The 22,518-nt window shown below is 65.3% G+C and carries 22 protein-coding genes; 10 read left to right on the top strand and 12 right to left on the bottom strand.

The window, feature by feature from the left end; translation table 11 throughout:
- Positions 1–13 precede the first annotated feature (13 nt).
- Together Q0319_RS00250 and Q0319_RS00255 are read right to left on the bottom strand one after the other, a co-directional pair.
- Positions 14–1,015: a tripartite tricarboxylate transporter substrate-binding protein gene (locus Q0319_RS00250; RefSeq protein ID WP_299450066.1), complete on the bottom strand. Its 1,002-nt coding sequence runs from the start codon at positions 1,013–1,015 to the stop codon at positions 14–16.
- A 259-nt stretch (positions 1,016–1,274) separates the two neighbouring features.
- Positions 1,275–2,024: an FCD domain-containing protein gene (locus Q0319_RS00255; protein ID WP_296470605.1), complete on the bottom strand. Its 750-nt coding sequence runs from the start codon at positions 2,022–2,024 to the stop codon at positions 1,275–1,277.
- A gap of 202 nt (positions 2,025–2,226) precedes the next feature.
- Here Q0319_RS00255 and Q0319_RS00260 point away from each other — a divergent pair, with 202 nt between their 5' ends.
- Positions 2,227–3,480: an aromatic ring-hydroxylating dioxygenase subunit alpha gene (locus tag Q0319_RS00260; RefSeq protein ID WP_299450068.1), complete on the top strand. Its 1,254-nt coding sequence runs from the start codon at positions 2,227–2,229 to the stop codon at positions 3,478–3,480.
- A gap of 57 nt (positions 3,481–3,537) precedes the next feature.
- Here Q0319_RS00260 and mgtE read toward each other — a convergent pair whose 3' ends face one another.
- From mgtE to mpl, 7 genes are all read right to left on the bottom strand, one after another.
- A complete protein-coding gene (gene mgtE / locus Q0319_RS00265; protein ID WP_299450070.1) occupies positions 3,538–5,007 on the bottom strand; it encodes a magnesium transporter in 1,470 nt (489 codons plus the stop codon).
- A gap of 264 nt (positions 5,008–5,271) precedes the next feature.
- Positions 5,272–6,054 carry a monofunctional biosynthetic peptidoglycan transglycosylase gene (mtgA, locus tag Q0319_RS00270; RefSeq protein WP_299450073.1) on the bottom strand — a complete coding sequence of 261 codons (783 nt, stop codon included), beginning with the start codon at positions 6,052–6,054 and terminating at the stop codon, positions 5,272–5,274.
- A gap of 1 nt (position 6,055) precedes the next feature.
- A complete protein-coding gene (aroE, locus tag Q0319_RS00275; protein ID WP_299450139.1) occupies positions 6,056–6,898 on the bottom strand; it encodes a shikimate dehydrogenase in 843 nt (280 codons plus the stop codon).
- The gene (locus Q0319_RS00280; protein WP_299450076.1) at positions 6,895–7,710 is read right to left on the bottom strand and encodes a TonB family protein; all 816 of its coding nucleotides are present in this window, start codon (positions 7,708–7,710) and stop codon (positions 6,895–6,897) included. Before Q0319_RS00280 ends, aroE begins: the two co-directional genes overlap by 4 nt.
- A gap of 288 nt (positions 7,711–7,998) precedes the next feature.
- Positions 7,999–10,056 carry a ribonuclease catalytic domain-containing protein gene (locus Q0319_RS00285; protein WP_296469282.1) on the bottom strand — a complete coding sequence of 686 codons (2,058 nt, stop codon included), beginning with the start codon at positions 10,054–10,056 and terminating at the stop codon, positions 7,999–8,001.
- 6 nt (positions 10,057–10,062) lie between these two features.
- Positions 10,063–10,674 (bottom strand): YqiA/YcfP family alpha/beta fold hydrolase, encoded by a 612-nt coding sequence (locus Q0319_RS00290; RefSeq protein ID WP_296469290.1) that lies wholly within the window; start codon positions 10,672–10,674, stop codon positions 10,063–10,065.
- Entirely contained in the window at positions 10,671–12,059 is a 1,389-nt protein-coding gene (gene mpl / locus Q0319_RS00295) for a UDP-N-acetylmuramate:L-alanyl-gamma-D-glutamyl-meso-diaminopimelate ligase (protein ID WP_299450079.1), read from the bottom strand. Before mpl ends, Q0319_RS00290 begins: the two co-directional genes overlap by 4 nt.
- 100 nt (positions 12,060–12,159) lie before the next feature.
- On the opposite strand from mpl, the gene Q0319_RS00300 reads away from it, so the two are divergent.
- From Q0319_RS00300 to Q0319_RS00340, 9 genes are all read left to right on the top strand, one after another.
- Positions 12,160–12,774, top strand: a complete 615-nt coding sequence (locus Q0319_RS00300; protein WP_299450082.1) for a hypothetical protein — start codon at positions 12,160–12,162, stop codon at positions 12,772–12,774.
- Positions 12,771–13,310 carry a TlpA disulfide reductase family protein gene (locus tag Q0319_RS00305; protein WP_299450085.1) on the top strand — a complete coding sequence of 180 codons (540 nt, stop codon included), beginning with the start codon at positions 12,771–12,773 and terminating at the stop codon, positions 13,308–13,310. Before Q0319_RS00300 ends, Q0319_RS00305 begins: the two co-directional genes overlap by 4 nt.
- A gap of 132 nt (positions 13,311–13,442) precedes the next feature.
- A complete protein-coding gene (gene aroQ / locus Q0319_RS00310; RefSeq protein WP_299450088.1) occupies positions 13,443–13,877 on the top strand; it encodes a type II 3-dehydroquinate dehydratase in 435 nt (144 codons plus the stop codon).
- A 22-nt stretch (positions 13,878–13,899) separates the two neighbouring features.
- Positions 13,900–14,364 (top strand): acetyl-CoA carboxylase biotin carboxyl carrier protein, encoded by a 465-nt coding sequence (gene accB / locus Q0319_RS00315; RefSeq protein ID WP_299450091.1) that lies wholly within the window; start codon positions 13,900–13,902, stop codon positions 14,362–14,364.
- Between the two features lie 168 nt (positions 14,365–14,532).
- Positions 14,533–15,882 carry an acetyl-CoA carboxylase biotin carboxylase subunit gene (gene accC / locus Q0319_RS00320; RefSeq protein ID WP_296469719.1) on the top strand — a complete coding sequence of 450 codons (1,350 nt, stop codon included), beginning with the start codon at positions 14,533–14,535 and terminating at the stop codon, positions 15,880–15,882.
- A 9-nt stretch (positions 15,883–15,891) separates the two neighbouring features.
- Positions 15,892–16,782, top strand: a complete 891-nt coding sequence (gene prmA, locus Q0319_RS00325) for a 50S ribosomal protein L11 methyltransferase (RefSeq protein WP_296469718.1) — start codon at positions 15,892–15,894, stop codon at positions 16,780–16,782.
- A gap of 12 nt (positions 16,783–16,794) precedes the next feature.
- Complete coding sequence (locus tag Q0319_RS00330; protein ID WP_299450096.1) at positions 16,795–17,970, top strand: DUF3426 domain-containing protein; 1,176 nt, start codon at positions 16,795–16,797, stop codon at positions 17,968–17,970.
- A gap of 5 nt (positions 17,971–17,975) precedes the next feature.
- Positions 17,976–18,932 carry a carbohydrate kinase family protein gene (locus Q0319_RS00335; protein WP_296469714.1) on the top strand — a complete coding sequence of 319 codons (957 nt, stop codon included), beginning with the start codon at positions 17,976–17,978 and terminating at the stop codon, positions 18,930–18,932.
- 230 nt (positions 18,933–19,162) lie between these two features.
- Entirely contained in the window at positions 19,163–19,612 is a 450-nt protein-coding gene (locus Q0319_RS00340) for a glycine zipper 2TM domain-containing protein (RefSeq protein WP_296469721.1), read from the top strand.
- Between the two features lie 110 nt (positions 19,613–19,722).
- Here Q0319_RS00340 and Q0319_RS00345 read toward each other — a convergent pair whose 3' ends face one another.
- From Q0319_RS00345 to Q0319_RS00355, 3 genes are all read right to left on the bottom strand, one after another.
- Entirely contained in the window at positions 19,723–20,280 is a 558-nt protein-coding gene (locus tag Q0319_RS00345) for a YggT family protein (RefSeq protein ID WP_296469712.1), read from the bottom strand.
- A 158-nt stretch (positions 20,281–20,438) separates the two neighbouring features.
- Positions 20,439–20,972, bottom strand: a complete 534-nt coding sequence (locus Q0319_RS00350) for a histone H1-like DNA-binding protein (RefSeq protein ID WP_299450143.1) — start codon at positions 20,970–20,972, stop codon at positions 20,439–20,441.
- Between the two features lie 380 nt (positions 20,973–21,352).
- Positions 21,353–22,510, bottom strand: coding sequence for a ribonucleotide-diphosphate reductase subunit beta (locus Q0319_RS00355; RefSeq protein ID WP_296470218.1), 1,158 nt, complete (start codon positions 22,508–22,510; stop codon positions 21,353–21,355).
- Positions 22,511–22,518: the final 8 nt, after the last annotated feature.

Here is a 22,518-nt window from a genome sequence, read left to right on the forward strand (position 1 = left end):
GGCCCCATGCCCATCATTCCGGGCTGATGCCCTCGGTCTTGATGACGCGGCTCCAGCGCTCGAATTCCGTGCGCGTGAGCCGGCCGAGATCTTCCGGCGTACCCAGCACCACGGCAAAGCCGGTATCGGCGAGTGCGGTGCGCATCGACTCTGAATCGTAGATCGCCCTCAGTTCGCGGTTCAGGCGGTCGATGATGGGGCCTGGTGTTTGGGCCGGGGCGTAGAGCCCGATCCAGAGCGCCAGCTGGTAGTTCGGGTACCCCACCTCTGCCAATGTGGGGACGGAAGCCAGCAGCGGCGAACGCGCACTGCCGGTCTGCGCGATGGCCTTGAGCTTGCCGGAGGCGACCAAGGGGCGGGCCGCCTCGATGGGGGCGATCATCATGTCTACGCTGCCTTGCACGACGTCCATGATCGCGGCATTGAGCGTGCCGGCCGGAATGTGCCGCATCTTGACGCCCACCATGTTCTGCAGCACGGTGGAGTACAGGTGCGAGGTCGAGGCAATTCCCGGAGATGCGTAAGAAGCGAGTTCCCCGCGTGCCTTGAGGTGGGCCACCAGCTCCTTGAAGTCTTGGGCGGGAGTGCCGGCTCCCGTAATGATGACTTGCGCGCTTTCTGCGATCTGGCCGATGGGGGCAAAGCTCTTGACCGGGTCGTAGGGGGTGGGGCGGAAGGCTGACGTGATGACTAGCGTGGTCGGCCCGATCATCAGCGTGTGCCCGTCGGGTTCCGCATTCGCGGCATAGGACGTGCCGATGACGCCGCTGGCGCCGGGCCGATTTTCCACATAAACGCTTTGGCCCAGCCTCGCCGAGAGCTGTTCGGCGGTGCGCCGGGCAATGGCGTCGGCGCTCGTTCCCGGACTGTACGGAACGACGATCTTGATGGTGCGTTTCGGGTAGCCAGCTGCGTCGGCCCCTCCCTGGGCGTGCGCGATCGGGCTACCCGCCAGAAGCAGCGCCATGGCGGCGGTCGAGAGGGGGCATGTGGACTTCCGGAATGCATGCTTCATGCGTGTCTCCTAGCTCTTTCTTGTTCCGCGCGAGCCGGCGCTGCCTCGCTGGCGCCGGCCAGGGCGTAAACGGGGTAGGTCGTCCGTCCTGCCGCGGGCAAGCGGGCGCGTTATTCTGTTTTATCTCTAATATATAATATAGATTAAGATCGACGGACGCGGTTGTAAAGCCCGCCCACGTGGTCCGGGTGTTGGTTTTCGGGACGTTCGGCGAAGGGGGGGCGACGGGGGAAATCCAAAGGCCGCCAGGCTGGGAGGATTAGTCCTTCGCCCGGGAGGCCGAGCTTGCTTCTTGCGACAACGTCTTATTCCTCTGGTAGCTCAGCCGTTCCCGCATCAGCCGGGAAGCTTCGGCGCCGTCGCCGGATTCGATGGCAGCCAGCATCCGCTTGTGGTGGCGCATGATGCGCACGGCCGATGCCGGCGTGAGATTCGGGCGCAGCACGGGGCGCAGGACAATGCTCAGGGCGCGGAACTGCGCCAGCAGGATGCGGCTGTGGGATGCCTGCACGATGGCTTCATGAAAGCGCATCGAGGCGTCCGCAAAGCGGTCGAGTTCATCCTTGAGCGCCGATAGTTCGGCCAGTACCGCACGCAATCTTTCCAGATCGGCGTCGTTGCGTCGCTCAGCCGCCAGTTCGGCCGCCATTTCCTCGATCGCCATCTGGGCGTCGAACACCTCGCCCGACGTGACGCCGATGAGCTTTAGGTGAATGGCCATTGCATCGGCCAGCCGATCCGGGTTGCCCTGGGCCACCCATACGCCGCCGCGCGATCCCATTCGAATCTCGACGATGCCCAGCCCTTCAAGGGTGCGTAGGGCGTCGCGCGCCGCCATGCGGCTGACGCCGAATTGTTCGGACAGCGCGGCCTCGCTGCCCAGAAACTGGCCGGCAACGATCTCTTTGTTCAAAACGGCGGCGCGTATCTGCGCCACGATGCCCCCCGAAAGCGTTTCGTTGGGGACCGCTGTCCAAGTACGGGTCGATGGAGAGACTTTCTTGACCAAACCCGAATCCTTTGCGTGCCGTGGTGAGATGGATCGTGACGTAGGTACGCCGCATTATAGGTTGCCCTGCGTGGCGGGACCGGCCGCACAGGTCTTCCGGGAACGACCACCTGCTGCTCGCGCAGATAAGTATGATATATAATATAGATAGCGCGGCCGCTTTTCGTTCATGCCGCACTCCTTCACCTGCAATGGAACGGTCATGCTGAATCAGGAAAAAAATGCGCTATTGACCCGGGTGGGGCCGGGCACGCCCATGGGAGACTTGCTGCGCCGGTATTGGATGCCCATCGCGGGGGTTAGCGAGTTCGACACGCGTGCGACCAAAGCCGTGCGCATCATGGGCGAGGACTTGGTCCTGTATCGTGACCTGAGCGGGAACTGGGGGTTGGTGGACCGGCACTGCCCACATCGCCGAGCCGACATGACGCACGGATTCCCGGAGCCCCATGGCCTGCGCTGCAGTTATCACGGATGGTGTTTTTCCGCGGACGGCGCCTGCGTGGAGCAGCCCTACGAGGACGTCGCCCATCCGGAAATCCGCATGAAGGATAAGGTGCGGATCAAGGCGTATCCGGTCCAGGAAAAGGCGGGCCTGCTATGGGCGTACATGGGCCCCCAGCCTGCCCCTCTCTTGCCCGACTGGGAGGCGTTCTCATGGCCCAATGGGTTCCGGCAGATCGTTTTGTCCGTGATTCCCTGTAACTGGTTCCAGTGCCAGGAAAACTCCATCGACCCCGTGCATTTCGAGTGGGCGCACAACAACTGGAGCCTGCGCCAGCGCGGGGTGCTTGGGCCCTATTCGCCCCCGCACAAAGAAGTCGGCTTCGAGGAGTTCGAGTTCGGGTTTCTCTACAAGCGTGTCCGGGGCAATGCAACCAAGGACGATCCGCTGTGGTCTATCGGGCGGGTCTGCTTGTGGCCCAATGCCGTCTTCCTCGGTGACCACTTCGAGTGGCGCGTTCCGGTGGACGACGAACACACCCTGAGCGTTTGCTGGTCTTTCACCCGCGTTCCCCGGGAGCGCGAACCCTACGTGCAAGAGCGCATCCCGACCTGGCATGGGCCTATCCGTGATGCCGAGGGCAACTGGATCACCAGCCATGTGATGAACCAGGACTTCGTCGCGTGGGTGGGGCAGGGGACCATCGCCGACCGTAGCCTCGAGACGCTGGGCCCCAGCGATCGCGGCATCGCCATGATCCGCAAGAAGTTCTTCGAGGAGCTGGAGGCCGTCGCCGGCGGCGCGGACCCGAAAGGCATATTGCGGGATCCGGAAAAGAACCACCGCGTCGAATTGCCGATGGCCTTCCGCAAGGAGCTGGTCGAGGGAATGACCATGGCGGAGCTAAAGGCGCATCCGATATTCGGCCGCCACATGCAGCACTACATCTTCCAGGCAGGGCAGCCGGAGTCGGTGGAACGGGCCTATAAGGAAGCCATGGGCTTGGCGTGAACGCCGTCGCCCCGCGCAGGGCGGCGTGGGGCGCGAGCACTGCCGGCGGGGACGCGGCTACGTCAGGAAGATGGTCGCTAGCCCCAGGAAAATAAAGAAGCCCATCGTGTCAGTGGCGAAGGTGAGCAGTACCGAGGAGCCGATGGCCGGATCCTTGCCGAACCGGCTGCGGGTCAGGGGAACCAGCATGCCTATGCTGGCGCCGACCAGCAGGTTGAGCACCATCGCGGCCATCATGACGAGGCCGAGCGAATAGCGTCCCGAAATCGCCCAGGCGAACAGCCCCGCCACGGCGCCGCCCCCCAGCCCGACGAAAAATGCGATCTGGAGCTCGCGGCGGACCAGCTTGCCGACGTTGGCGGCGTTGATGCGGCCCACCGCCAGGGCCCGGATGATTAGCGTCATGGTCTGATTGCCCGAATTGCCGCCTATGCCGGCGACAATGGACATCAGGAAGGCCAGGATGACGATGTGCCCCACCGTTTCTTCGAAGCGCGAGGCGACGAAGGCGGCGATCGAGGCGGTGCACAGGTTGACTAGCAGCCACGGCGCGCGGTTGCGGATGGCCTTGGGGATTGGGGCGAAGATGTCTTCTTCTTGCAGGCCGGCCTTGGACAGCGCCTGTTCGTCCGAGGCCTCGCGGATCACGTCCACCACCTCGTTCACGGTCACCCGGCCGATCAGCCGCCCCACGGCATCGACCACGGGCGCAGACACCAAGTCGTAGCGTTCGAACGCAGCGGCTGCTTCGGCGGCCTCGTCGAGCGGCGCCAGCGTCAGGATTTCGGTGTCCATGACGTCAGCGACCTTGGTCTCGGGATCGCTCACCAGCAACCGGTTGATGGGCAGGCTGCCCATGAGCTTGTCGTGCCGGTCGACCACGAAGATCTGGTCGGTGTGATCGGGCAATTCGTGCAGGCGGCGCAGGTAACGCAGCACGACCTCTAGCGTCACGTCGTTGCGCACCCGGACCATTTCGAAGTCCATGATCGCGCCCACCGAGTCTTCGGGGTAGCTCATGACTTCGGTCAGGCGCGCCCGCTCTTCGTCGGTCAGGCCCTTCTGCACCTCGGCCACGACTTCGGGGGGCAGGTCTGGAGCGAGGTCGGCCAGTTCGTCCGCCTCCAGGCTCTCGGCCGCCGCCAGCAGCTTTTGCTGGTCCGTGGTGGCGATCAGCGATTCCCGCATCCAGTCGGCGACTTCGAGCAGCACCTCGCCCACGCGTTCAGGGCGAACGAGCTGCCAGACGATCTGCCGATCTTCTTTGGGTAGGGATTCGAGGATGAAGGCGATGTCGGCCGGATGCAGGTCGTCCAGCAGGGCGCTCAGCTCGGCTTCATGCTGCCGGTGGACCAGCGCTTCGACGAGCGGCGCGCGGGTGTCCCCGGCCTCTTGCCTCTGGACGAGCTCTTCGACCAGATGCTGGCGTCGCAGCAGCTCCTGGACGTGTTCCAGAGCCTCTTGGGCGTCTTCGGGTTCGAGGCGGTTGCGCTCGAGGGATTTGGGTTCAGTTGCTTGTTCGACCATCGCGCGGGAAACACAAAGCGGCCCCGCACGGGCCTGGGGCCTGGCCGCCTGACGCAGGCGGGCTCAGAGGTGGCTCGAACGGGTGCCGGAAGACAAGGGGCCGGCTGGTATTAAGGGTCTAGGTCGTGGCTGTGAGGCCATGCCGAAAAGCAGTGCCTGGCACTGCAGAGTTGACGACGCCGCAATTGTACGCGTGCAGGCGGTGTTCGTCAGGGCGTCGGGCCGGCTTGGCGGCTTTGGTTGCAATTGCGTGACGGGCAGCGCCTAGGGAATCGCGGTTCCCGGCATCCAGCGCAGCAGCCTGTCGGTGCGGGAAGCGAGGTAGGCCGAGCCCCGGTTCTTGTCGTAGTAGCGCGGCCGCGGCAGCATGGAGGCGAGCCGCGCGGCTTGGTAGGCCGATAGGTTGGCGGCCGAGGTGTTGAAGTAGTGGCGTGCGGCTGCTTCCGCGCCGAAAACCCCTTCCCCCCACTCGGCAATGTTCAGGTACAGCTCCAGGATGCGCCGTTTGCTCATGACCAGCTCGATCATGTAGGTGATGACGACTTCCTGGGCCTTGCGCAAGTAGGTGCGCGAGTTGGAAAGAAATAGGTTTTTCGCGACCTGCTGCGTGATGGTCGAGCCGCCGCGCATGGGCCGTTGCGGCGGCCGCCGGCCAAGCGCCAGGGCACGCTCGGTGGCTTCGGCCAATTGCCGGTTATGGGCGTATGCCCGTTCGACCGCGTCCCAGTCTATGCCTCCGTGCTCGAGGAAATTGGCGTCTTCGGCGGCCACGGCGGCACGTTTCAGGTGATTACTGATGCGATCGTAGTCGACCCACCGGTAATCGAGCTTGCGCTTGGGGTCGGTTTTCTGCAGGCGGGACAATTCCGCGCGCATGACCGAAGTCGTGCCGGGAGGCATGTAGGCATACCAGACGACCCAGCCAAAGATCCAGGCTTGGTACAGCAGCACCAGCGCCAAGGCCGCGAGGCACAGGCGCATGCCCGCCGACAGGATGCGGGCGCGCAGGGAGCGACGGCGGCGGGGCTGGGGGCGGCGGGCGCTCATCTCATAAAGAGGTTCGCAGGGCCGTCAGCACGGGACCTGGGTCGGGGCGGACGCCGCGCCAGATGAAAAAGCTTTCGGCGGCCTGTTCCACCAGCATGCCTAGGCCGTCCGCAACCGCGGCGGCTCCGTCGGCGGCTGCCTGCCGCATGAAGGCTGTGGGGCGCGCGGCATACATGAGGTCATACGCCAGCCCGCCTGGCGCGTAGGCGCCGGCCGGAAGGGGCGGCGCTTCATCGTCCAGGCTGCTGGCCGTGGCATTGATGACGAGGTCCCAGTGGCCGTCCGCGGGTAGGTCGGCATAGCTGCCACCGCGCATGACGGCTCCCGCGGACGCGGAGAAGGCCGCCGCCAGCTCCTGTGCACGGGACGGCGTGCGGTTGGCGATGTCTATGCTGGCGCAGCCCGCCTCGATCAGCGGCAGCAATATGCCCCGCGCCGCGCCTCCCGCTCCGGCAACGAGCACCCGGGCTCCGGCCAAGCGTGCTCCCAGCCGGCGCAGGTCGTTGAGCAGGCCGACCCCGTCGGTATTGCAGCCGTGCAATGCGCCGTCTTGCATCCAAAGCGTGTTGACTGCACCAGCCGCCCGCGCGCGGGGGCTCAGGTTCGCGCGCGCCAATTCAAAGGCCTGCAGCTTGAACGGCACGGTGACGTTCAAGCCACCGCCGCCCGAGGCGAAAAACGCTTCGACTTGCGCGGCGAATCCATCGACCGGCGCCAGGATCGCCTCATACGTGATGGGCTCCCCGGTCTGCTCGGCGAACCGGGCGTGGATCCACGGCGATTTGCTGTGTGCGATGGGATTGCCGATGACGGCGTAGCGTGTGCGAGGGGAAGGAAGCATCAGCCGGGCTTCGCGAAGAGCTTGTCGTTGGTGAAATACCAGGTGCGCGTGATGGCCAACACATCGGTATCGCGCGCGATCTGGGGCGGAAAAGGCGCGAACGGCGCGGCAAGCGCGACGATGCGCCGGGCGGCGTCGTTGAGTATTTTATGTTCCGACGGCTTGTCGATGTCTATGCCTTCCACGGTGCCGTCACTGCGTATGTATACCGTCATGCGCAAGGATCCATATACCTTGCCACGCGCGGCGGCGGGATAGTGCTGGGTGCCGAGGGTCTCGATGCGCTCGCGCCATTGCTCGACATATACCGCAAACCGGTATTCCGAGGTCGACGGCGCAAAGAAGTGGCGGCGCGGACGCTTGTTGTAGTCCTCGATGCCTCGGGAGACCTCGGCGAACTGGCGTGCAAGGTGCTCGGCCTGCTCCTGCATGGCGTTCCGTTCGCTCGACGGCGTGCCTGGCTGGGCGGCGGGAGCGGGCTGGGGCGCGCGGTGCTGGGCGAGGGCCGCAGCCAGGCGGCGCTGCTCCGCTTCCAGCGCCGCCTGCCGCGCTTGCAGCTCCGCGAGCAGTTTTCCGTTGCGGTCGGCTGCGGCGTGCGGCGTGGGTGCTTGGGCATGTCCTGCCGTAGCGTCCCCGCCGCCGCTGCTGGCCACCTGCGCGCGTAGTTCGGCCTTGGAGGGGGCTTGGCGGGTGCCTGCGCTAAGCAGCACGACCTCCAGGCCGGCATCTCGCTCCGGCCGCTGCGCCCGCGGTGCCGTGAAGTGCAGGGCGAACAGGATGCCGTGCGCCGCCAGCGAAATCACGATCGCGCTCATCAGATAGCGCCGATCCGGACGTTCCTTCCAATCTTGTGTGAGCTGGCGGGCCAGCTGGGCGGGAAGGCGACGGAGCCTAGGCATTTTCGCGGGGTGCGAGGCGGCCGGCCGCACGCCGGGGGCCGGCGCGGCGGAGGAATCGGGCGGAGATGCGGGAGCAGGGCGGTGCGACACCCCGCGATTGTAATTCTTCAGGCTGGCCGGATCGCCGCCTGGGCTGCGGATGGCGCCGGGCGACTTGTATGCCGCCTGGCGCTCGGGTTGCCTGGGAAACCCTGGGCGGACGGGTCAGGACGCGGGCGGGGTGCCGCCAGCGTCTTCGGAATCAGGAGCGTGCCTTTCCGAAGCGTCGACCAGCCGGGCATCCGTCGGGTCGGGGCCGTCGGCGGCATCGATCTCGGCGGCTTGCGCGTGCTCTTCGGCGGCCGGCTCCTCTTCGATGTCCTCGTCGGCCTGCGCGCTCTCCACCACGTCCAGGAAGCGGCAATCCAGGGTCAACTCGAGCTCGTCGTCACCCATGATCTCCAGCATGACGTGCTGGCCCCGCTCCAGGGAGGGGAGCGTCCCCACGCGGGTGTAGAACGGCGCATCCTTCAGGCGCACCAGGTCGTCGCGCAGCACCACCGCTTCCACGCGGCGCAACCCTTCCTGCTTGAGCCAGCGCAGGCACCAGAAGCGTTCCATGGCCTGCTGGAAGTCGGCATAGGCGCCGTATTTGGCCTCGAAGGCACTGATGATCGCGTAGAGATCGGCCTCGCGCGGCTTGAACGGGGCCGCGAGGCGGGCCGAGACGCCGTGGTCGATCGCCGCGATCAACTGGCCCTGGTTGACGAGGTCTACATAGCGGCGCAGCGGCGACGTGAACCAGGCGTATTGGGGTACGCCGATGGATTCGTGCGGTGCGGCCGCCGTCCCCATGCGCACGCGGCCCATTTGCTGCGAACGGTAGATGCCCGGCACGCCGCACGAGGCCAGCAGGCCTCCCCACAAGCTGTTGGCCAGGATCATGTATTCGGCCACCAGGCGGTCCAGGGGGGCGTTGCGCTTGCGTTGCACGATGCGCACCCTTGCCTCTTCCGGCCGGTCCGGATCGCCGTCGACGTAGAAGCTGAAGTCGACCCGGTTGTTCGACTCGGGCTTGCCGCGTACTTGATCGCGCTTGGCCGACAGGGCCTTGGCCAGGCGCCAGAGCGGACGGAAGACGTGGCCGTAGGGTACCTCGGCGGACGGGTCGTCCAGCAGCGCTTCGGTCACGACGTCGTCCAGCACGTTGTGGCGAAGGTTCTCGCGTACCACGATGCGTTCGATGCGCGATTCGTGCGACAGGACTTCGCCCGTTTCGGGGTCGGCGACCACGTAGAGCGAGACGGCGGGCACGGGGGCGCCGGCATCCAGAGAGAACGCCTTGATGACTTCTTCCGGCTGCATGGGGATCTTGTCCCCGGGCATGTACACGGTAGACATGCGCGCGCGCGCCAGCGCGTCCAGGTTGCTGTCGCGCGTGACGGCGAGCCCCGGCGCGGCAATGTGTATGCCGACGCGCAGGGTGCCGTCGTCCAGCTGCTGGACGGAGAGCGCATCGTCGATCTCGGTGGTGGTGATGTCATCGACCGAGTACGCCTCCACGTCGGCGAGGGGCAGGTCGCGCGCGATGGGCGGGACCTCGGCCGGTGCGAAGCCGGTGCCGCGCGGAAAGTGCTGCGCGTAGAAGCGCCGCTTGTGGATGGAGATCGCGCTCGGGAATGCGCCGAGGTTCATCAGCAGCCGCTCAGGGCGGACCTGCAGCTGGGTGCACGCGGCATCGAGCGCCTTCCATTCCAGCGTGTTCTTGTCCGGCTTGAACAGCAGGGTTTCGGCTTGGCGGGCCAGCGGTTCCGGCAGCCTGCCGGCTTTGATTTCTTCTACCCAAGCCTGTTGCTGTTCGGCCTGGCGCTGTTTTTTCTCGAGGGCGGCAAGTGCGGCGGCAAGGATGTCCGGCGGGGCCGGTCGATATTTGCCTTTGCCGCGCCGGTGGAAGTAGACCGGGGCACTATGCACCCGCAGCAGCATGGCCGCCTGTTCGACCGGCGCCGGCGGGTGGCCGTAGTACTCCTCGGCCAGTGCCGGGATCTCGAACTCCTCCTGGGGCGCACATTCCCAGAGGAACTGCACGTCCAGTTCCTTCGATGCCTCCTCCGCTTGCTTGAGCAGGGACTCCGGGTCGGGTTGCTCGAATCGTACGATGATGGCGGACTTCTTGATCTTGCTCCGCTTGCCGCTTGCCGCCTCGACCTGGAGGCTGGCATCGGTTTCGCTCAGGATGGTGGCGGCCTTGAATCCGCCGTCATCCTCATAAAGGACATGCATTGCGTGTTATCCAGGGGAGAATTCGTCGTTCGGGGCGTCGGCGAAGGCCAGCACTTCCGGCAAGTACCGCGCGAAGTCGCTGATGCCGTGGTCGCCGCCTTCAATGATGTGTTGCCGGGCGCCTCGGTAGTGATCGCGCATCTCGCGCCAGTCCAGCACTTCATCGCCAGTGGCCGCCAATAAATAGTAGCGGTTGGGACGGGAGATGCGCTCGACGGCGTAGGCGCGCAACTCTTCCACGTGGGTGGCCGTGAACGAGAAGGGCTGGCCGTCGTGATACGTCGTGTGTTCGCCGACCTGCGTGGCCAGGTCGCGCGCGGCGTGCACGACTGGGTTGAGCAGTGCGGCGCGGCAGCCCAGCCGTTCGGCCAGGAAGGTGGCGTAATAGCCGCCCAGCGAAGAGCCGATGAGGGTCAGTTCGCGTCCGGCAGACCGCGCATGGGCCTGCATGTCCCGCGCCAAAGATTCGGCCAGCTCCATGGCCTGGCGAGGACTGGCCGCCAATTGGGGGCACGCCCATTCCTTGTTCCGGCCGCGTGCCGACATGGCCTCGGCCAAGAGGCGCGCCTTGTACGAAGCCGGCGAGGACCGGAATCCGTGCAGGTACAGAATCATCAGGGGCCTCCGGCGTCGGCCTGCTCGCGCAGCGCTTGCAGTAGTTTGTCGTGCACGCCCCCGAAGCCACCGTTGCTCATGACGACGATGTGGTCGCCCGGCTGCGCGGTGCGCGCGACGGCTTCGACCATGGCGGCCAGGTCCGACCAGGCACTTGCCCGGTCGCCCAAGGGCGCGAGGGCTTCGGCCGGGTCCCAGCCCAGGGCGTGCTTGCCTGTTTTCTCACCGTAGCAGAAAACAAGGTCGGCTTGCGCCAGGGAGCCCGGAAGCTGGGCTTTCATCGCGCCGAGCTTCATGGTGTTGGATCGCGGTTCGAGCACGGCCAGGATGCGCCCGCCCGGCATCCTCGCCCGCAAGCCCGCCAGCGTGGTGGCGATGGCCGTGGGGTGGTGCGCGAAGTCGTCATACACCCGTATGTCGCGCACCGTCCCGCGCAGTTCCATGCGGCGCTTCACGCCGCCAAAGCGGCTCAGGGCTGCCGCGGCCTCCGCGGGGGAGACGCCCACGTGCTCGGCGGCAGCCATGGCGGCCAGTGCGTTCATGCGATTGTGTTCGCCGCTTAGCGTCCATTGGATGCGGCCGACCGGGGCGCCCTGGTGGAGGACCTCGAAACTCCCGTCGGATTGCTCCGGACCTGCCTGCCATGCGCCATCTTCGCCGAACGTGACGACTTCTGACCAGCAACCGCGCGCAAGCACGCGATCTATCGCCGGGCTGCGCGTGGGCGCGACGATGCGTCCTTGGCTTGGGACGGTACGCACGAGATGGTGGAATTGGGTTTCGATCGCGGCAAGATCGGGAAAGATGTCCGCATGATCGTACTCAAGGTTGTTCAGGATCGCCGTGCGGGGCCGGTAGTGGACGAACTTGGAGCGTTTGTCGAAGAAGGCGGTGTCGTATTCATCGGCTTCCATGGCAAACAGGCGCTTGGAGCCCGTGGACAAACGTGCCGAGACCCCGAAGTCGAGCGGCACGCCGCCAACGAGGAATGAAGGCGCCAGGCCGGCAGCCTCGAGGATCCAGGCGAGCATCGAGGTGGTCGTGGTCTTGCCGTGCGTGCCGGCCACGGCCAGCACATGGTGGCCCGGCAGGATGTGTTCTCCTAGCCATTGCGGCCCGGAGACGTAGGGCAGCCCCTCGTTCATGATGGCCTCCATGAGCGGGTTGCCCCGGCTGACGACGTTTCCCACGACGAACAAATCGGGCTTGAGGCCGGTCTGGTCCGCCCCGTAGCCTTCGATGAGTTCGATGCCTTGCTCCCTGAGCTGGGTGCTCATGGGCGGGTAGACGCCAGCGTCGCAGCCCGTGACGCGATGGCCGGCCGCCCGCGCGAGCAGCGCCAGGCCGCCCATGAAGGTGCCGCAGATGCCGAGAATATGTAGATGCATGGTTGCCAGTCTTCCGGTCGGGTATGGGATTGTAGACGCCCGGACCGGCGGCGCTCCGGGACACGAAGTATGATGTCGGGGTCATCTCCTTGGAGCAATCATGTCGTTTTCTTCTTTGCGCCAGGAAATTGCCGCCGTTGCGGCCAGGATGATCGCCGAGGACGGGCTCGATTACAGCACCGCCAAGCGCAAGGCGGTCCGGCAGTTGGTGGGCAAGGGGGCCCTGCCCAAGGGCGACGTGCTGCCCGACAATGACGAAATCGAAAGCGAAGTCCGCGAATACCAGGCATTGTTCATGGGCGACACCCAGCCGGCCAGGCTGAACCGCCTGCGGCGGGTGGCCTTGTCGGTCATGGAGCTGCTCGATCGATTCCAGCCCTACCTGGTCGGTCCGGTCTGGAACGGCACTGCGGGCGAGCATTCCGATATTGCCTTGCAGTGCTTCGCCGACTCTTCCAAGGAGGTGGAGATTTTCCTGATCAACCAAGGCATTCAATACGAAGTGGGCGAGCGTCCGGATTTCCGGGGCCGCGGCAAGGTCGAAGCGCTGTACTTCATGTGGAAGGGCGAGGGCGTCATGTTGAGTATTTATGACGACCTGGCCTTGCGCGGCGCCCTCAAGCCGGGAGCGGACGGCCGCGTGGAGCGCGGGGACGCGCGCGCGGTGTCGCGGCTGCTCGACGAAGCAGAGGATGTGCAAGGGGGGATGGCATGAACCACGGGTCTTCCGACAAGCGTCGCCAGTTGTTGGTCTATGGCGGCCTAGGCGCGGCAGCGGCGCTGGCCGGTGGCGTGGCGGCCTGGTGGCAGCTCGCGCCGCGTCCCAGCTCCGACCGGGCGGTCGACATCCTGTATGCGCAGACCTTGGAAGGGTTGGACGGGCGTTCTTATGCGTTCGAACAATGGCGCGGACGCCGGTTGGTGGTCAATTTCTGGGCTACCTGGTGCCCGCCCTGCGTGGAGGAAATGCCCGAGCTCGAGGCACTTCGGCAGGAATTCGACGGACGGGCGCAATTCGTGGGCATCGGCATCGATTCGGCGACTAACATGCAAAAATTCGTGCAAAAGGTGCCGGTGAGTTATCCTTTGCTGATCGCCGGCAACGTGGGCACCGAGCTGGCGCGGGAGCTGGGGAACGCCAGCGGCGGGTTGCCCTACACCGTGGTCATCGACGAGAAAGGCAGCGTCCTTCACCAGTACGCGGGGCGGATCAAGGCGGAAACTTTGCGCGACGTATTGGCGTCTAGTTGAGGCAGGCGAGCTCCTTTCCCATCGGGGTTCGCGGCGCGTTTTCTTCGACGAGCCGCGGATTCGTTACAATTGATGGACAATACGGCGTGTTTTGCGTAAAAATCGCGCCCTTTCATACCGCAACGCAGGCATATGGCCCATCGCATACTGGTCTTGCATGGCCCGAATCTGAATTTGCTCGGCACTCGCGAGCCCGGTATCTATGGCGCGGATACATTGGCGGACATCGACGCCCGCCTGCAGACGCTGGCCCAGCAGCACGGCGCTTCGCTCGTCTCGTTCCAGAGCAACCATGAGGGCGCGCTGGTCGACCGCATCCAAGCGGCGGCGGCGGAAGGGGTCGACTTCATCGTCATCAATCCGGCCGCCTACACGCATACCAGCGTCGCGATCCGGGACGCCCTGGCTGCCGTGGCGGTGCCTTTCATAGAAGTCCATTTGTCGAACGTGCACAAACGGGAGGCCTTCAGGCACCGTTCGTATTTTTCCGACCTGGCCGTGGGTGTCATAGCCGGGCTGGGCGCAGATGGCTACGAAGCGGCAGTGCGCTACGCGCTGTCGCATTAAAGAAAATTATTGGGGAAGCCCCATGGATCTCAGAAAACTGAAAACCTTGATCGATCTGGTTGCCGAGTCGGGCATCGCCGAACTCGAAATCACGGAAGGCGAGGGCAAGGTTCGCATCGTCAAGTTCGCGCAAAGCGCGCCGGTAGCCGCTGCGCCGGCCGTCCAGTCATACCAGGTCGTGCCGCAGGCGCCGGCCGCTCCCGCGCCCGCCGAGGCTGCTCCCGCTCCGGCGGCCGAGCCCGCCGTGGCGCAGGGGCACATCGTCAAGTCGCCCATGGTCGGCACTTTCTATCGCGCACCCAACCCGGGCGCGCCGGCATTCGTGGATGTCGGCCAAACCGTCAAGGAAGGCGACCCGTTGTGCATCATCGAAGCCATGAAGCTGCTCAACGAGATCGAGGCCGACAAGGCTGGCGTCATTAAGGAAATCCTGGTCGAGAACGGTCAACCTGTCGAATACGGCCAACCCCTGTTTGTGATCGGCTGATCTGGTCGACGCCATGTGCATCGACGCTTGGTCCGTTGATGCGCTTCACACCGTATCATCAGTCGGGCGCCCGGACCGGCGCGACGGAGCCGGGAAGACGCTTTCCACCGCGGCCCCGCCGAGTCCGCAGCCCAGGCCAGTCGTCCGACTTTTTCAGGACAATCGTTCATGTTTGAAAAGATCCTGATCGCCAATCGCGGGGAAATCGCCCTGCGTATCCAGCGCGCCTGCCGCGAACTGGGGATCAAGAGTGTGGTCGTGCACTCGGAGGCTGATCGCGAGGCCAAGTACGTCAAGCTGGCCGACGAGTCGGTATGCATCGGGCCCGCGTCCTCGCGCGAGAGCTACCTGAACATGCCGGCCATCATTTCGGCCGCCGAGGTCACTGACGCCGAGGCCATCCATCCCGGTTACGGCTTTTTGTCGGAGAACGCGGATTTTGCCGAGCGGGTCGAGAAGAGCGGCTTCGTGTTCATCGGGCCCAAGCCGGAATCCATCCGCCTGATGGGCGACAAGGTCAGCGCCAAGCAGGCCATGATCGCCGCAGGCGTGCCGGTCGTGCCCGGCTCGGACGGCGCATTGCCCGAAGATCCCAAGGAAATCATCCAAATTGCCCGCAAGATCGGTTATCCGGTCATCATCAAGGCAGCCGGCGGGGGCGGCGGCCGAGGCATGCGCGTGGTCCATACCGAGGCCGCCCTGCTCAACGCGGTGACCATGACGCGCTCGGAGGCAGCCGCCGCGTTCAACAATCCCGATGTGTACATGGAAAAGTTCCTCGAGAACCCCCGTCACATCGAGATCCAGGTGCTGGCCGACGGGCAGCGCGGCGCAATCTGGCTGGGAGAACGCGACTGCTCCATGCAGCGCCGCCACCAGAAGATCATCGAGGAGGCGCCGGCTCCGCACATTCCTCGCCGCCTCATCGACCGCATCGGCGACCGCTGCGCCGACGCCTGCCGCAAGATCGGCTACCGCGGCGCGGGCACATTCGAGTTCCTGTACGAGAACGGCGAGTTCTACTTCATCGAGATGAACACGCGTATCCAGGTCGAGCATCCGGTGACCGAAGCCATCACCGGCGTAGACTTGGTGCAGGAACAGATCCGCATCGCCGCGGGCGAGAAGCTGCGCTATCGGCAGCGCGACATCGTGTTCCGTGGCCATGCCATCGAATGCCGCATCAACGCCGAGGATCCGTTCCGCTTTACGCCCAGCCCGGGCCGCATCACCAATTGGCACGTGCCGGGCGGTCCCGGCATCCGCGTCGATTCGCATGTCTACAATGGCTATTTCGTGCCGCCCAATTACGACTCGATGATCGCCAAGATCATCGCCTATGGCGATACGCGGGAGCAGGCGCTGGCCCGGATGCGCATCGCCCTGTCGGAGATGGCGGTGGACGGCATTTCTACCAACATTGCGTTGCACCGCGAGTTGCTGCAGGATGCCCGCTTCATCGAAGGCGGCACCAATATCCATTATTTGGAGCAGCGCCTGGCACAGCGCCCGGAATAAGAGCCCCTCATGCGCGAACTGGTGTTCGACTGCGCCGAGCAAATGGCCGAGCCGCTTTCCGACGCCTTGCTGGAAGCGGGGGTCTTGTCCGTTTCCGTGGAGGATGCGGATTTCGGCACCGAAGCGGAAAAGCCGCTTTTCGGAGAACCCGGGCTGGAGCCCGAAACCCAGGCATGGTCGCGCAACAGGATCGTGGCGCTGATGCCCGACGGCGAAGATCCTGCCCAGGTGCTGGCGCTGGCCTGCGAAGCGTGTGGCATCGAAGCGCCGGGCTGGCAATTGCGGGAGGTGCCGGATGCCGACTGGGTTAGGCTGACCCAGTCCCAGTTCGAACCCATCGAGGTTGAAGGCAAGGTTTGGATCGTGCCCACCTGGCACGAAGTGCCCGACGAGCCCGGCACGATTTCCATTCGCCTGGATCCCGGGCTGGCCTTTGGCACCGGCAGCCATCCCACTACGCATCTTTGCCTGGCATGGCTGGCGAATCACCTGCGCCCCGGGGCCACCGTGCTCGATTACGGATGCGGCTCGGGAATCCTGGCGATTGCCGCGCGCAAGCTAGGGGCGGGCGAAACCGTGGGCATCGACATCGATCCCCAGGCCGTGCAGTCGGCCCAGGCCAACGCCGCCGCCAACGGCGTGGAGGTACTGACTGGCCTGCCTGACGTTCGCCAGGGATGGCGCGCCGACGTCGTGGTCGCCAACATTCTGTCGAACCCCCTCAAAGTGCTGGCGCCCATGTTGTGCGACCGGGTCTTGCCGGGAGGGGATCTGGTCTTGTCGGGGGTGCTCGAGCGCCAGGCCGACGAAGTGGCGCAGGCCTATGCGCCTTGGCTTTCCCTGTCCGTCTGGCGGGCGCTCGACGGCTGGGTGTGTTTGCACGGACATCGTCCGGACTGACGGGGCCGCGCCATGGTCCTTGCCACTCACTGCCCCTATTGCAGCACTTCGTTCCGCGTCGTGCCGGACCAGATCAAGCTGCGCGGCGGGTGGGTCCGCTGCGGCGTGTGCAACGAGGCGTTCGACAGCACCGAGTACTTGTTCGAATTGGACCCGGCCGGCGGGCCGCCGCGGCCCGTGTCGCTGCAGGCCGCGCCGGATTCCGATCCGTCTGCCGAGCCGCGTGTCGTGCGCAAGCGGGGAGAGGGATTGTCGCCGGCGGCGGTGCCCGGCGTCCCGGCGACGCCAGGGGTGCCCGAGGACGAATCCTCGTCCGACCGCATTTCTCCTGCCGGCGGGATGGCCCAGCCGGGCTACCCGGCCTCCTCCCAGCCCGGGGTTTCCGCGCCCGCGTCCGACGAGATCCCGGTCGTGTTGCGACCGCGCAGGTCTTCGGCCGCAGGCGAGGCGGCTCCGCGGGCGCCTGAAGCTCTGCCGGATGCCACCGACGCCGTCGAGGATTCTGCCGGCGATGCCCTGGTGGTAGGCGATGCGGGCGACGACCCGATCCCGCGCATCGTGGCCGAACCTCGTTCAGCGTATGCGCCGCCGGCCGACGAGCCGGACTTCTTCGACCAGGACGAGAAGCGGCGCCGCCGGCGCGCGCAATGGCTGTGGGGCATCGCGGCGCTGGTCGCGCTCGTGGTCCTGGCAGGGCAGGCGCTTTGGATGTTCCGCGCCGAGTTTGCCACCCGCGTGCCGGCCGCTCGCCCGTTGCTTGAAAAATTGTGCCAGCGGTTCCATTGCACGGTGGGATATCCGCGCGCGCCAGAATTGCTGGTCATCGAATCTTCGTCCATCGAGCCGTGGTCGCCGGATTCCCCCGGGTTTGCGCCGCCTATCTCTGACCCCCTGCTCGATGCCGGCCAGGTGCCCGCCCAGGTCGTCTTGCCCGTGAGGCGGCTGGCGTTGCGGATCCTGCTGCGCAATCGCGCGGCATTTCCCCAGGCGTGGCCGGCCATAGAGCTGTCGCTGATGGATTTGTCGGATGCGGTGGCCGCGCGCCGCGTCCTGCTGCCTTCGGTGTACCTGTCGCCCCAGGACCTCGCCAAGCCGCTGGGGCCGCTCGAAGAACGCACCCTGCGGATTCCCGTTGAAACCATCGACGCGCATGCCACCGGTTATCGCGTCGCTCTTTTTTATCCGTGACCGCCATGGCTCATCCCGAAACCGCCCCCGTCATCATTTGCGGCTCCATCGCGTTCGATACGATCATGGTGTTCGAGGGCAAATTCCAGGAGCACATCCTGCCCGAGCAGGTCCATGCGTTGAGCGTCTCGTTCCTGGTGCCCTCCATGCGCAAGGAGTACGGGGGCTGCGCCGGCAACATTGCGTACAACCTGCGGCTCTTGGGCGGTACGCCCGTGCCCGTGGCCACGGTCGGCGAGGATGCAGGCGAATACCTGCAGCGGATGCGCGCGCAAGGCATCAACGTCGACTGGGTGAAAGTCGTGCCGGGGACGTTCACGGCCCAGTGTTTCATCACCACGGACCTCGTGGACAACCAGATTACCGCCTTCCACCCCGGCGCGATGTCGGCGTCTGCCACGAATGACCTGACGGCGGCTCCCGGCGTGTGGGGCATCGTCGCCCCCGACTCGAAGGAGGGCATGTTCGCCCATGCGCGGCGCCTGCATGCCCGCGGGGTGCCGTTCATCTTCGACCTCGGCCAGGCCATGCCGCTGTTCAACGGCGACGATCTGCGCGACATGCTGTCGATGGCGCAGGTGCTCACCGTCAACGACTACGAGGCGCGCGTCGTCGAGCAGCGCACGGGGCGCAGCATGGCCGAAATCGCGGCCGGCCTACAGGCCGCCATCGTGACGCGCGGAGAGAAAGGATCCACGCTGCTTACCGGCGGCCAGGAAATCCACATCGACGCGATCAAGGCCGATGCCGTGGTCGATCCTACCGGCTGCGGCGACGCCTACCGCGCCGGCCTGCTTTACGGCATTACCCTGGGCTGGAACTGGGAAGATTGCTGCAAGTTGGCGAGTTTGATGGGGTCCATCAAGGTTGCCAGCCGGGGGCCGCAGAACCACGTGTTGAGCCGCGAGGAAATCTCGGCCCGGCTCGACCGGAGCTATGGCCTGAGCCTGCCCCACGCCTGAGCCGTCGGTTCCCGGCCGTCCCGCAATTCGTTATGCTTTGAAACAACCTAGCGTGACGGATGCCGCCCTCCTGGGCCGCGGGGGCGAACCGGCGGGGTATAAATCCAGTCGAAGGGTTGTACGTGTTTTTGATGACGAGATAGTGCTGCGGCACCTATCCGATTTTTCAGGATGGCTTTATGGATCGATTCATTGCGTCTTTCCCCCTGAAGGCCGGTCGTGGCCGCGCCATGGCCGTTGCGGCGGCGTTGTCTGCCCTGGCCTTGTTGGCCGGGTGCGCGACGGGTAGCAATTCGGCGTCCGTTTACGACCGCAACCAGGCCCAGCGCGAGCAGGTGGTGCGCCTGGGCACGGTGGAGTCGGTCCGGGAAGTCACCATCGATCGCGGGCAGACCGGCGTCGGCACGGCCGGCGGCGCGATCGTCGGCGGAGTGGCCGGTAGCACGATAGGCGGCGGCCGCGGGCAGATCATCGCGTCCGTGCTCGGCGCCATCGCCGGCGGCGTCGCGGGGCAGGCCGTCGAGGGCGGTTTGTCCAAGCGCACCGGGTTGGAGATCACCGTCCGCTTCGAGAACGGGGAAGTGCGCTCCATCGTGCAGGAAGCCGACGAAAAGTTCTACGTGGGGGACCGGGTGCGGGTGTTGAGCGGCTCCGGGGTGACCCGCGTCACGCACTTGTAAGCAATACCGCCAGCGGTCGTTTCCCACTGAAACGGACAGGCCGGCCGGCATCTCTGCCGACCGGCCTGTGTTTGCATCCGGCCCCGGCGCAGTGGCGGCTGGGCCCGGCCTTACAGGCCGAATACGGGTAGTCCGATACGGGACAACACCATCAGCGCGATCTGCGTGATCAGGAACAGGACGAGCGGCGAAAGATCGAGCCCGCCCATTGCCGGCAGCATGCGGCGGATGGGGTCGAGCAGCGGCGCGGTGAGCGCGTGCAGCGCGGGCATGGCCGGGGCGCGCGGATTCACCCACGACAGGATCACCATCAGCAGCGTTACCCACATCACCAGGTTGATTCCCCACTTGAGCAGTAGCAGCAGGGCGATCCACAGCGCCTCGGGGAAGAGCGACGTGGGATTGATGCCGTCCACCATCATGACTGCCGCCAGGTAAACCAGTGCGGTCACCCACGCCGCCACCACGCAGGCCCAGTCTATGCCTCCGCGGCCGCCGATCACCCTGCGCAGTGGCACGACGATCCAGTCCGTGAACTGGAACACGGTGCGGGAAATCGGGTTGTAAGGCGGCATGCGGACGAACTGCAGCCATAGCCGCAGCAAGAGCACCGCGCCGTACAGTGTCGCGAGGATGTTGAGGAGGAATTGGGCAATGTCGCCAAACATGAAGGCTCCGGTTGCGCCTGTTCCGCAGGCGGTAAAACGTCGGGCTCTGATTGTCGCACAGTCGCCTGGAAGCGAGACCCTTCTTCAATGCAAAAACCCCGTCCAAGCTTGCACCTGGACGGGGCGACATCGGAGCGCCAGGCGCTCCGATGGTTCGCTTACGGGCGGCTGCCCGTAGGGAAGGGCCAAGCCGCCGCGGGGTTGAGGGCCGTTTTGGCGCCCGGAGCCGCCGCGGTGGACGGTGCAGGGGCAGGCTTCTTGGCTGCGGGCTTCTTGGCGGAAGCCTTCTTGGCAGCAGGCTTTTTGGCTGCAGCCTTCTTGGTTGCAGCTTTCTTGGCCGGCGCCTTCTTCGCCGCGGTCGTCTTCTTGGCCGCGGTCTTCTTCACTGCAGCCTTCTTGGCCGGGGCCTTCTTGGCAGCGGTTTTCTTCACTGCAGCCTTCTTGGCCGGGGCTTTCTTGGCCGCGGTCTTCTTCACTGCAGCTTTCTTGGCCGGGGCCTTCTTGGCAGCGGTTTTCTTCACAGCGGTTTTCTTCACAGCGGCTTTCTTGGCCGGCGCCTTCTTCGCTGCGACTTTCTTTACAGCGGCTTTCTTGGCCGGCGCCTTCTTCGCTGCTACTTTCTTGACTGCCGCCTTTTTGGCCGGGGCTTTCTTGGCTGCCGCCTTCTTCGCGGCCTTCTTGGCTGTCGCCATGGTCTGCTCCTTTACGAGACGTTCAGGGACCCAGAACACGAACCCGCTCGGACCATCCTCACGGGCTATTCATCGGCGCAAGCCCTGCTGTCGATCAACTGCCTCCACAGCGGAATCAGTTTGCGCTAATGAATGCTGCACACAGCCATTCGACATACCCCGCAACCGGTGCGACCCATGTCGAATGACTTGGCAGGCGGTCGTCCGCCTGCCGGATGACGCCTCGTTCGCCCGGTCGCCGCCGCTTCGCATTCTACAAAGCAGCATGCGCAGGGGCCGGACGGCGCGCTGGGCGGGGGCCTTTGCCCCTCGCGCCCGCGTCTGAACCTGTCCGGGCCCTGCCGGGCGCCCGATGGGCGCCTGATCCTGTTTGCGTGTGTCTAGTCCCAGCTCAGCGCTCCGCCAGTCTGGTACTCGATCACACGGGTTTCAAAGAAGTTGCGTTCTTTCTTCAAGTCGATCATTTCCGCCATCCATGGGAAGGGGTTCTCTTCCTGCGGGAACAGCGGCTCGATGCCGATCTGCTGGCAGCGACGGTTGGCGATGAAGCGCAGGTACGACTTGAACATGGGCGCGTTCAACCCCAGCACGCCGCGCGGCATGGTGTCTTCGGCATATGCGTATTCGAGCTCGACTGCCTTGCGGAAGAGGCCGCGGATTTCCTCGCGGAACTCGGGCGTCCACAGATGAGGGTTCTCGAGTTTGATCGTGTTGATGAGGTCGATGCCGAAGTTGCAGTGCATGGACTCGTCCCGGAGGATGTACATGTACTGCTCGGCAGCGCCCGTCATCTTGTTTTGACGGCCCAGCGCCAGGATCTGCGTGAACCCGACGTAGAAGAACAGGCCTTCCATCAGGCAGGCGAAGACGATCAGCGACTTGAGCAGCTTCTGGTCGGCCTCCGGCGTACCGGTCTTGAAGGTCGGGTCGGCGATGACGTCGATGAACGGGATCAGGAATTCGTCCTTCGCGCGGATGGACGGGATCTCGTTATAGGCGTTGAAGATCTCCGACTCGTCCAGATCCAGGCTCTCGACGATGTATTGGTAGGCGTGCGTGTGGATCGCCTCTTCGAAGGCCTGGCGCAGCAGGAACTGCCGGCACTCCGGCGCCGTGATGTGGCGGTAGGTGCCCAACACGATGTTGTTCGCGGCGAGCGAGTCGGCCGTGACGAAGAACCCGAGGTTGCGCTTGACGATGCGGCGCTCGTCTTCGGTCAGGCCGTTCGGGTTCTTCCACAGCGCGATGTCGCGCGACATGTTGATTTCCTGCGGCATCCAGTGGTTGGCGCAGGTGGCCAGGTACTTCTCCCAGGCCCACTTGTACTTGAACGGGACCAGCTGGTTGACGTCCGTCTTCCCGTTGATGATGCGCTTGTCGGCAATATTCACGCGACGCGAGGTGGCGTCCGCGGGCGCCGCGGCGCCCGCAGCCAGCGCGACCTCGTCGAACGCGGCTGCGTGTTGGCCGAGCGCGGCAGCTCCTGCGAGCTGAGGCGCCGGCTTGGAGGGGGAAACTTCTTCGTCCCAAGACAACATAGATCGAC

The organism is uncultured Pigmentiphaga sp., from assembly GCF_937950555.1.
Taxonomy (GTDB): domain Bacteria; phylum Pseudomonadota; class Gammaproteobacteria; order Burkholderiales; family Burkholderiaceae_B; genus Pigmentiphaga.

Coding starts and splice junctions, on each gene's coding strand:
- Q0319_RS00260 (WP_299450068.1), top strand. CDS start 2,227: ATGCTGAATCAGGAAAAAAATGCGCTATTGACCCGGGTGGGGCCGGGC.
- Q0319_RS00300 (WP_299450082.1), top strand. CDS start 12,160: ATGTCGTTTTCTTCTTTGCGCCAGGAAATTGCCGCCGTTGCGGCCAGG.
- accC (WP_296469719.1), top strand. CDS start 14,533: ATGTTTGAAAAGATCCTGATCGCCAATCGCGGGGAAATCGCCCTGCGT.
- accB (WP_299450091.1), top strand. CDS start 13,900: ATGGATCTCAGAAAACTGAAAACCTTGATCGATCTGGTTGCCGAGTCG.
- Q0319_RS00330 (WP_299450096.1), top strand. CDS start 16,795: ATGGTCCTTGCCACTCACTGCCCCTATTGCAGCACTTCGTTCCGCGTC.
- Q0319_RS00350 (WP_299450143.1), bottom strand. CDS start 20,972: ATGGCGACAGCCAAGAAGGCCGCGAAGAAGGCGGCAGCCAAGAAAGCC.
- mtgA (WP_299450073.1), bottom strand. CDS start 6,054: ATGAGCGCCCGCCGCCCCCAGCCCCGCCGCCGTCGCTCCCTGCGCGCC.
- Q0319_RS00345 (WP_296469712.1), bottom strand. CDS start 20,280: ATGTTTGGCGACATTGCCCAATTCCTCCTCAACATCCTCGCGACACTG.
- Q0319_RS00355 (WP_296470218.1), bottom strand. CDS start 22,510: ATGTTGTCTTGGGACGAAGAAGTTTCCCCCTCCAAGCCGGCGCCTCAG.
- Q0319_RS00285 (WP_296469282.1), bottom strand. CDS start 10,056: ATGCATGTCCTTTATGAGGATGACGGCGGATTCAAGGCCGCCACCATC.
- Q0319_RS00335 (WP_296469714.1), top strand. CDS start 17,976: ATGGCTCATCCCGAAACCGCCCCCGTCATCATTTGCGGCTCCATCGCG.
- aroQ (WP_299450088.1), top strand. CDS start 13,443: ATGGCCCATCGCATACTGGTCTTGCATGGCCCGAATCTGAATTTGCTC.
- Q0319_RS00280 (WP_299450076.1), bottom strand. CDS start 7,710: ATGAGCGCGATCGTGATTTCGCTGGCGGCGCACGGCATCCTGTTCGCC.
- mpl (WP_299450079.1), bottom strand. CDS start 12,059: ATGCATCTACATATTCTCGGCATCTGCGGCACCTTCATGGGCGGCCTG.
- Q0319_RS00250 (WP_299450066.1), bottom strand. CDS start 1,015: ATGAAGCATGCATTCCGGAAGTCCACATGCCCCCTCTCGACCGCCGCC.
- Q0319_RS00340 (WP_296469721.1), top strand. CDS start 19,163: ATGGCCGTTGCGGCGGCGTTGTCTGCCCTGGCCTTGTTGGCCGGGTGC.
- mgtE (WP_299450070.1), bottom strand. CDS start 5,007: ATGGTCGAACAAGCAACTGAACCCAAATCCCTCGAGCGCAACCGCCTC.
- Q0319_RS00305 (WP_299450085.1), top strand. CDS start 12,771: ATGAACCACGGGTCTTCCGACAAGCGTCGCCAGTTGTTGGTCTATGGC.
- prmA (WP_296469718.1), top strand. CDS start 15,892: ATGCGCGAACTGGTGTTCGACTGCGCCGAGCAAATGGCCGAGCCGCTT.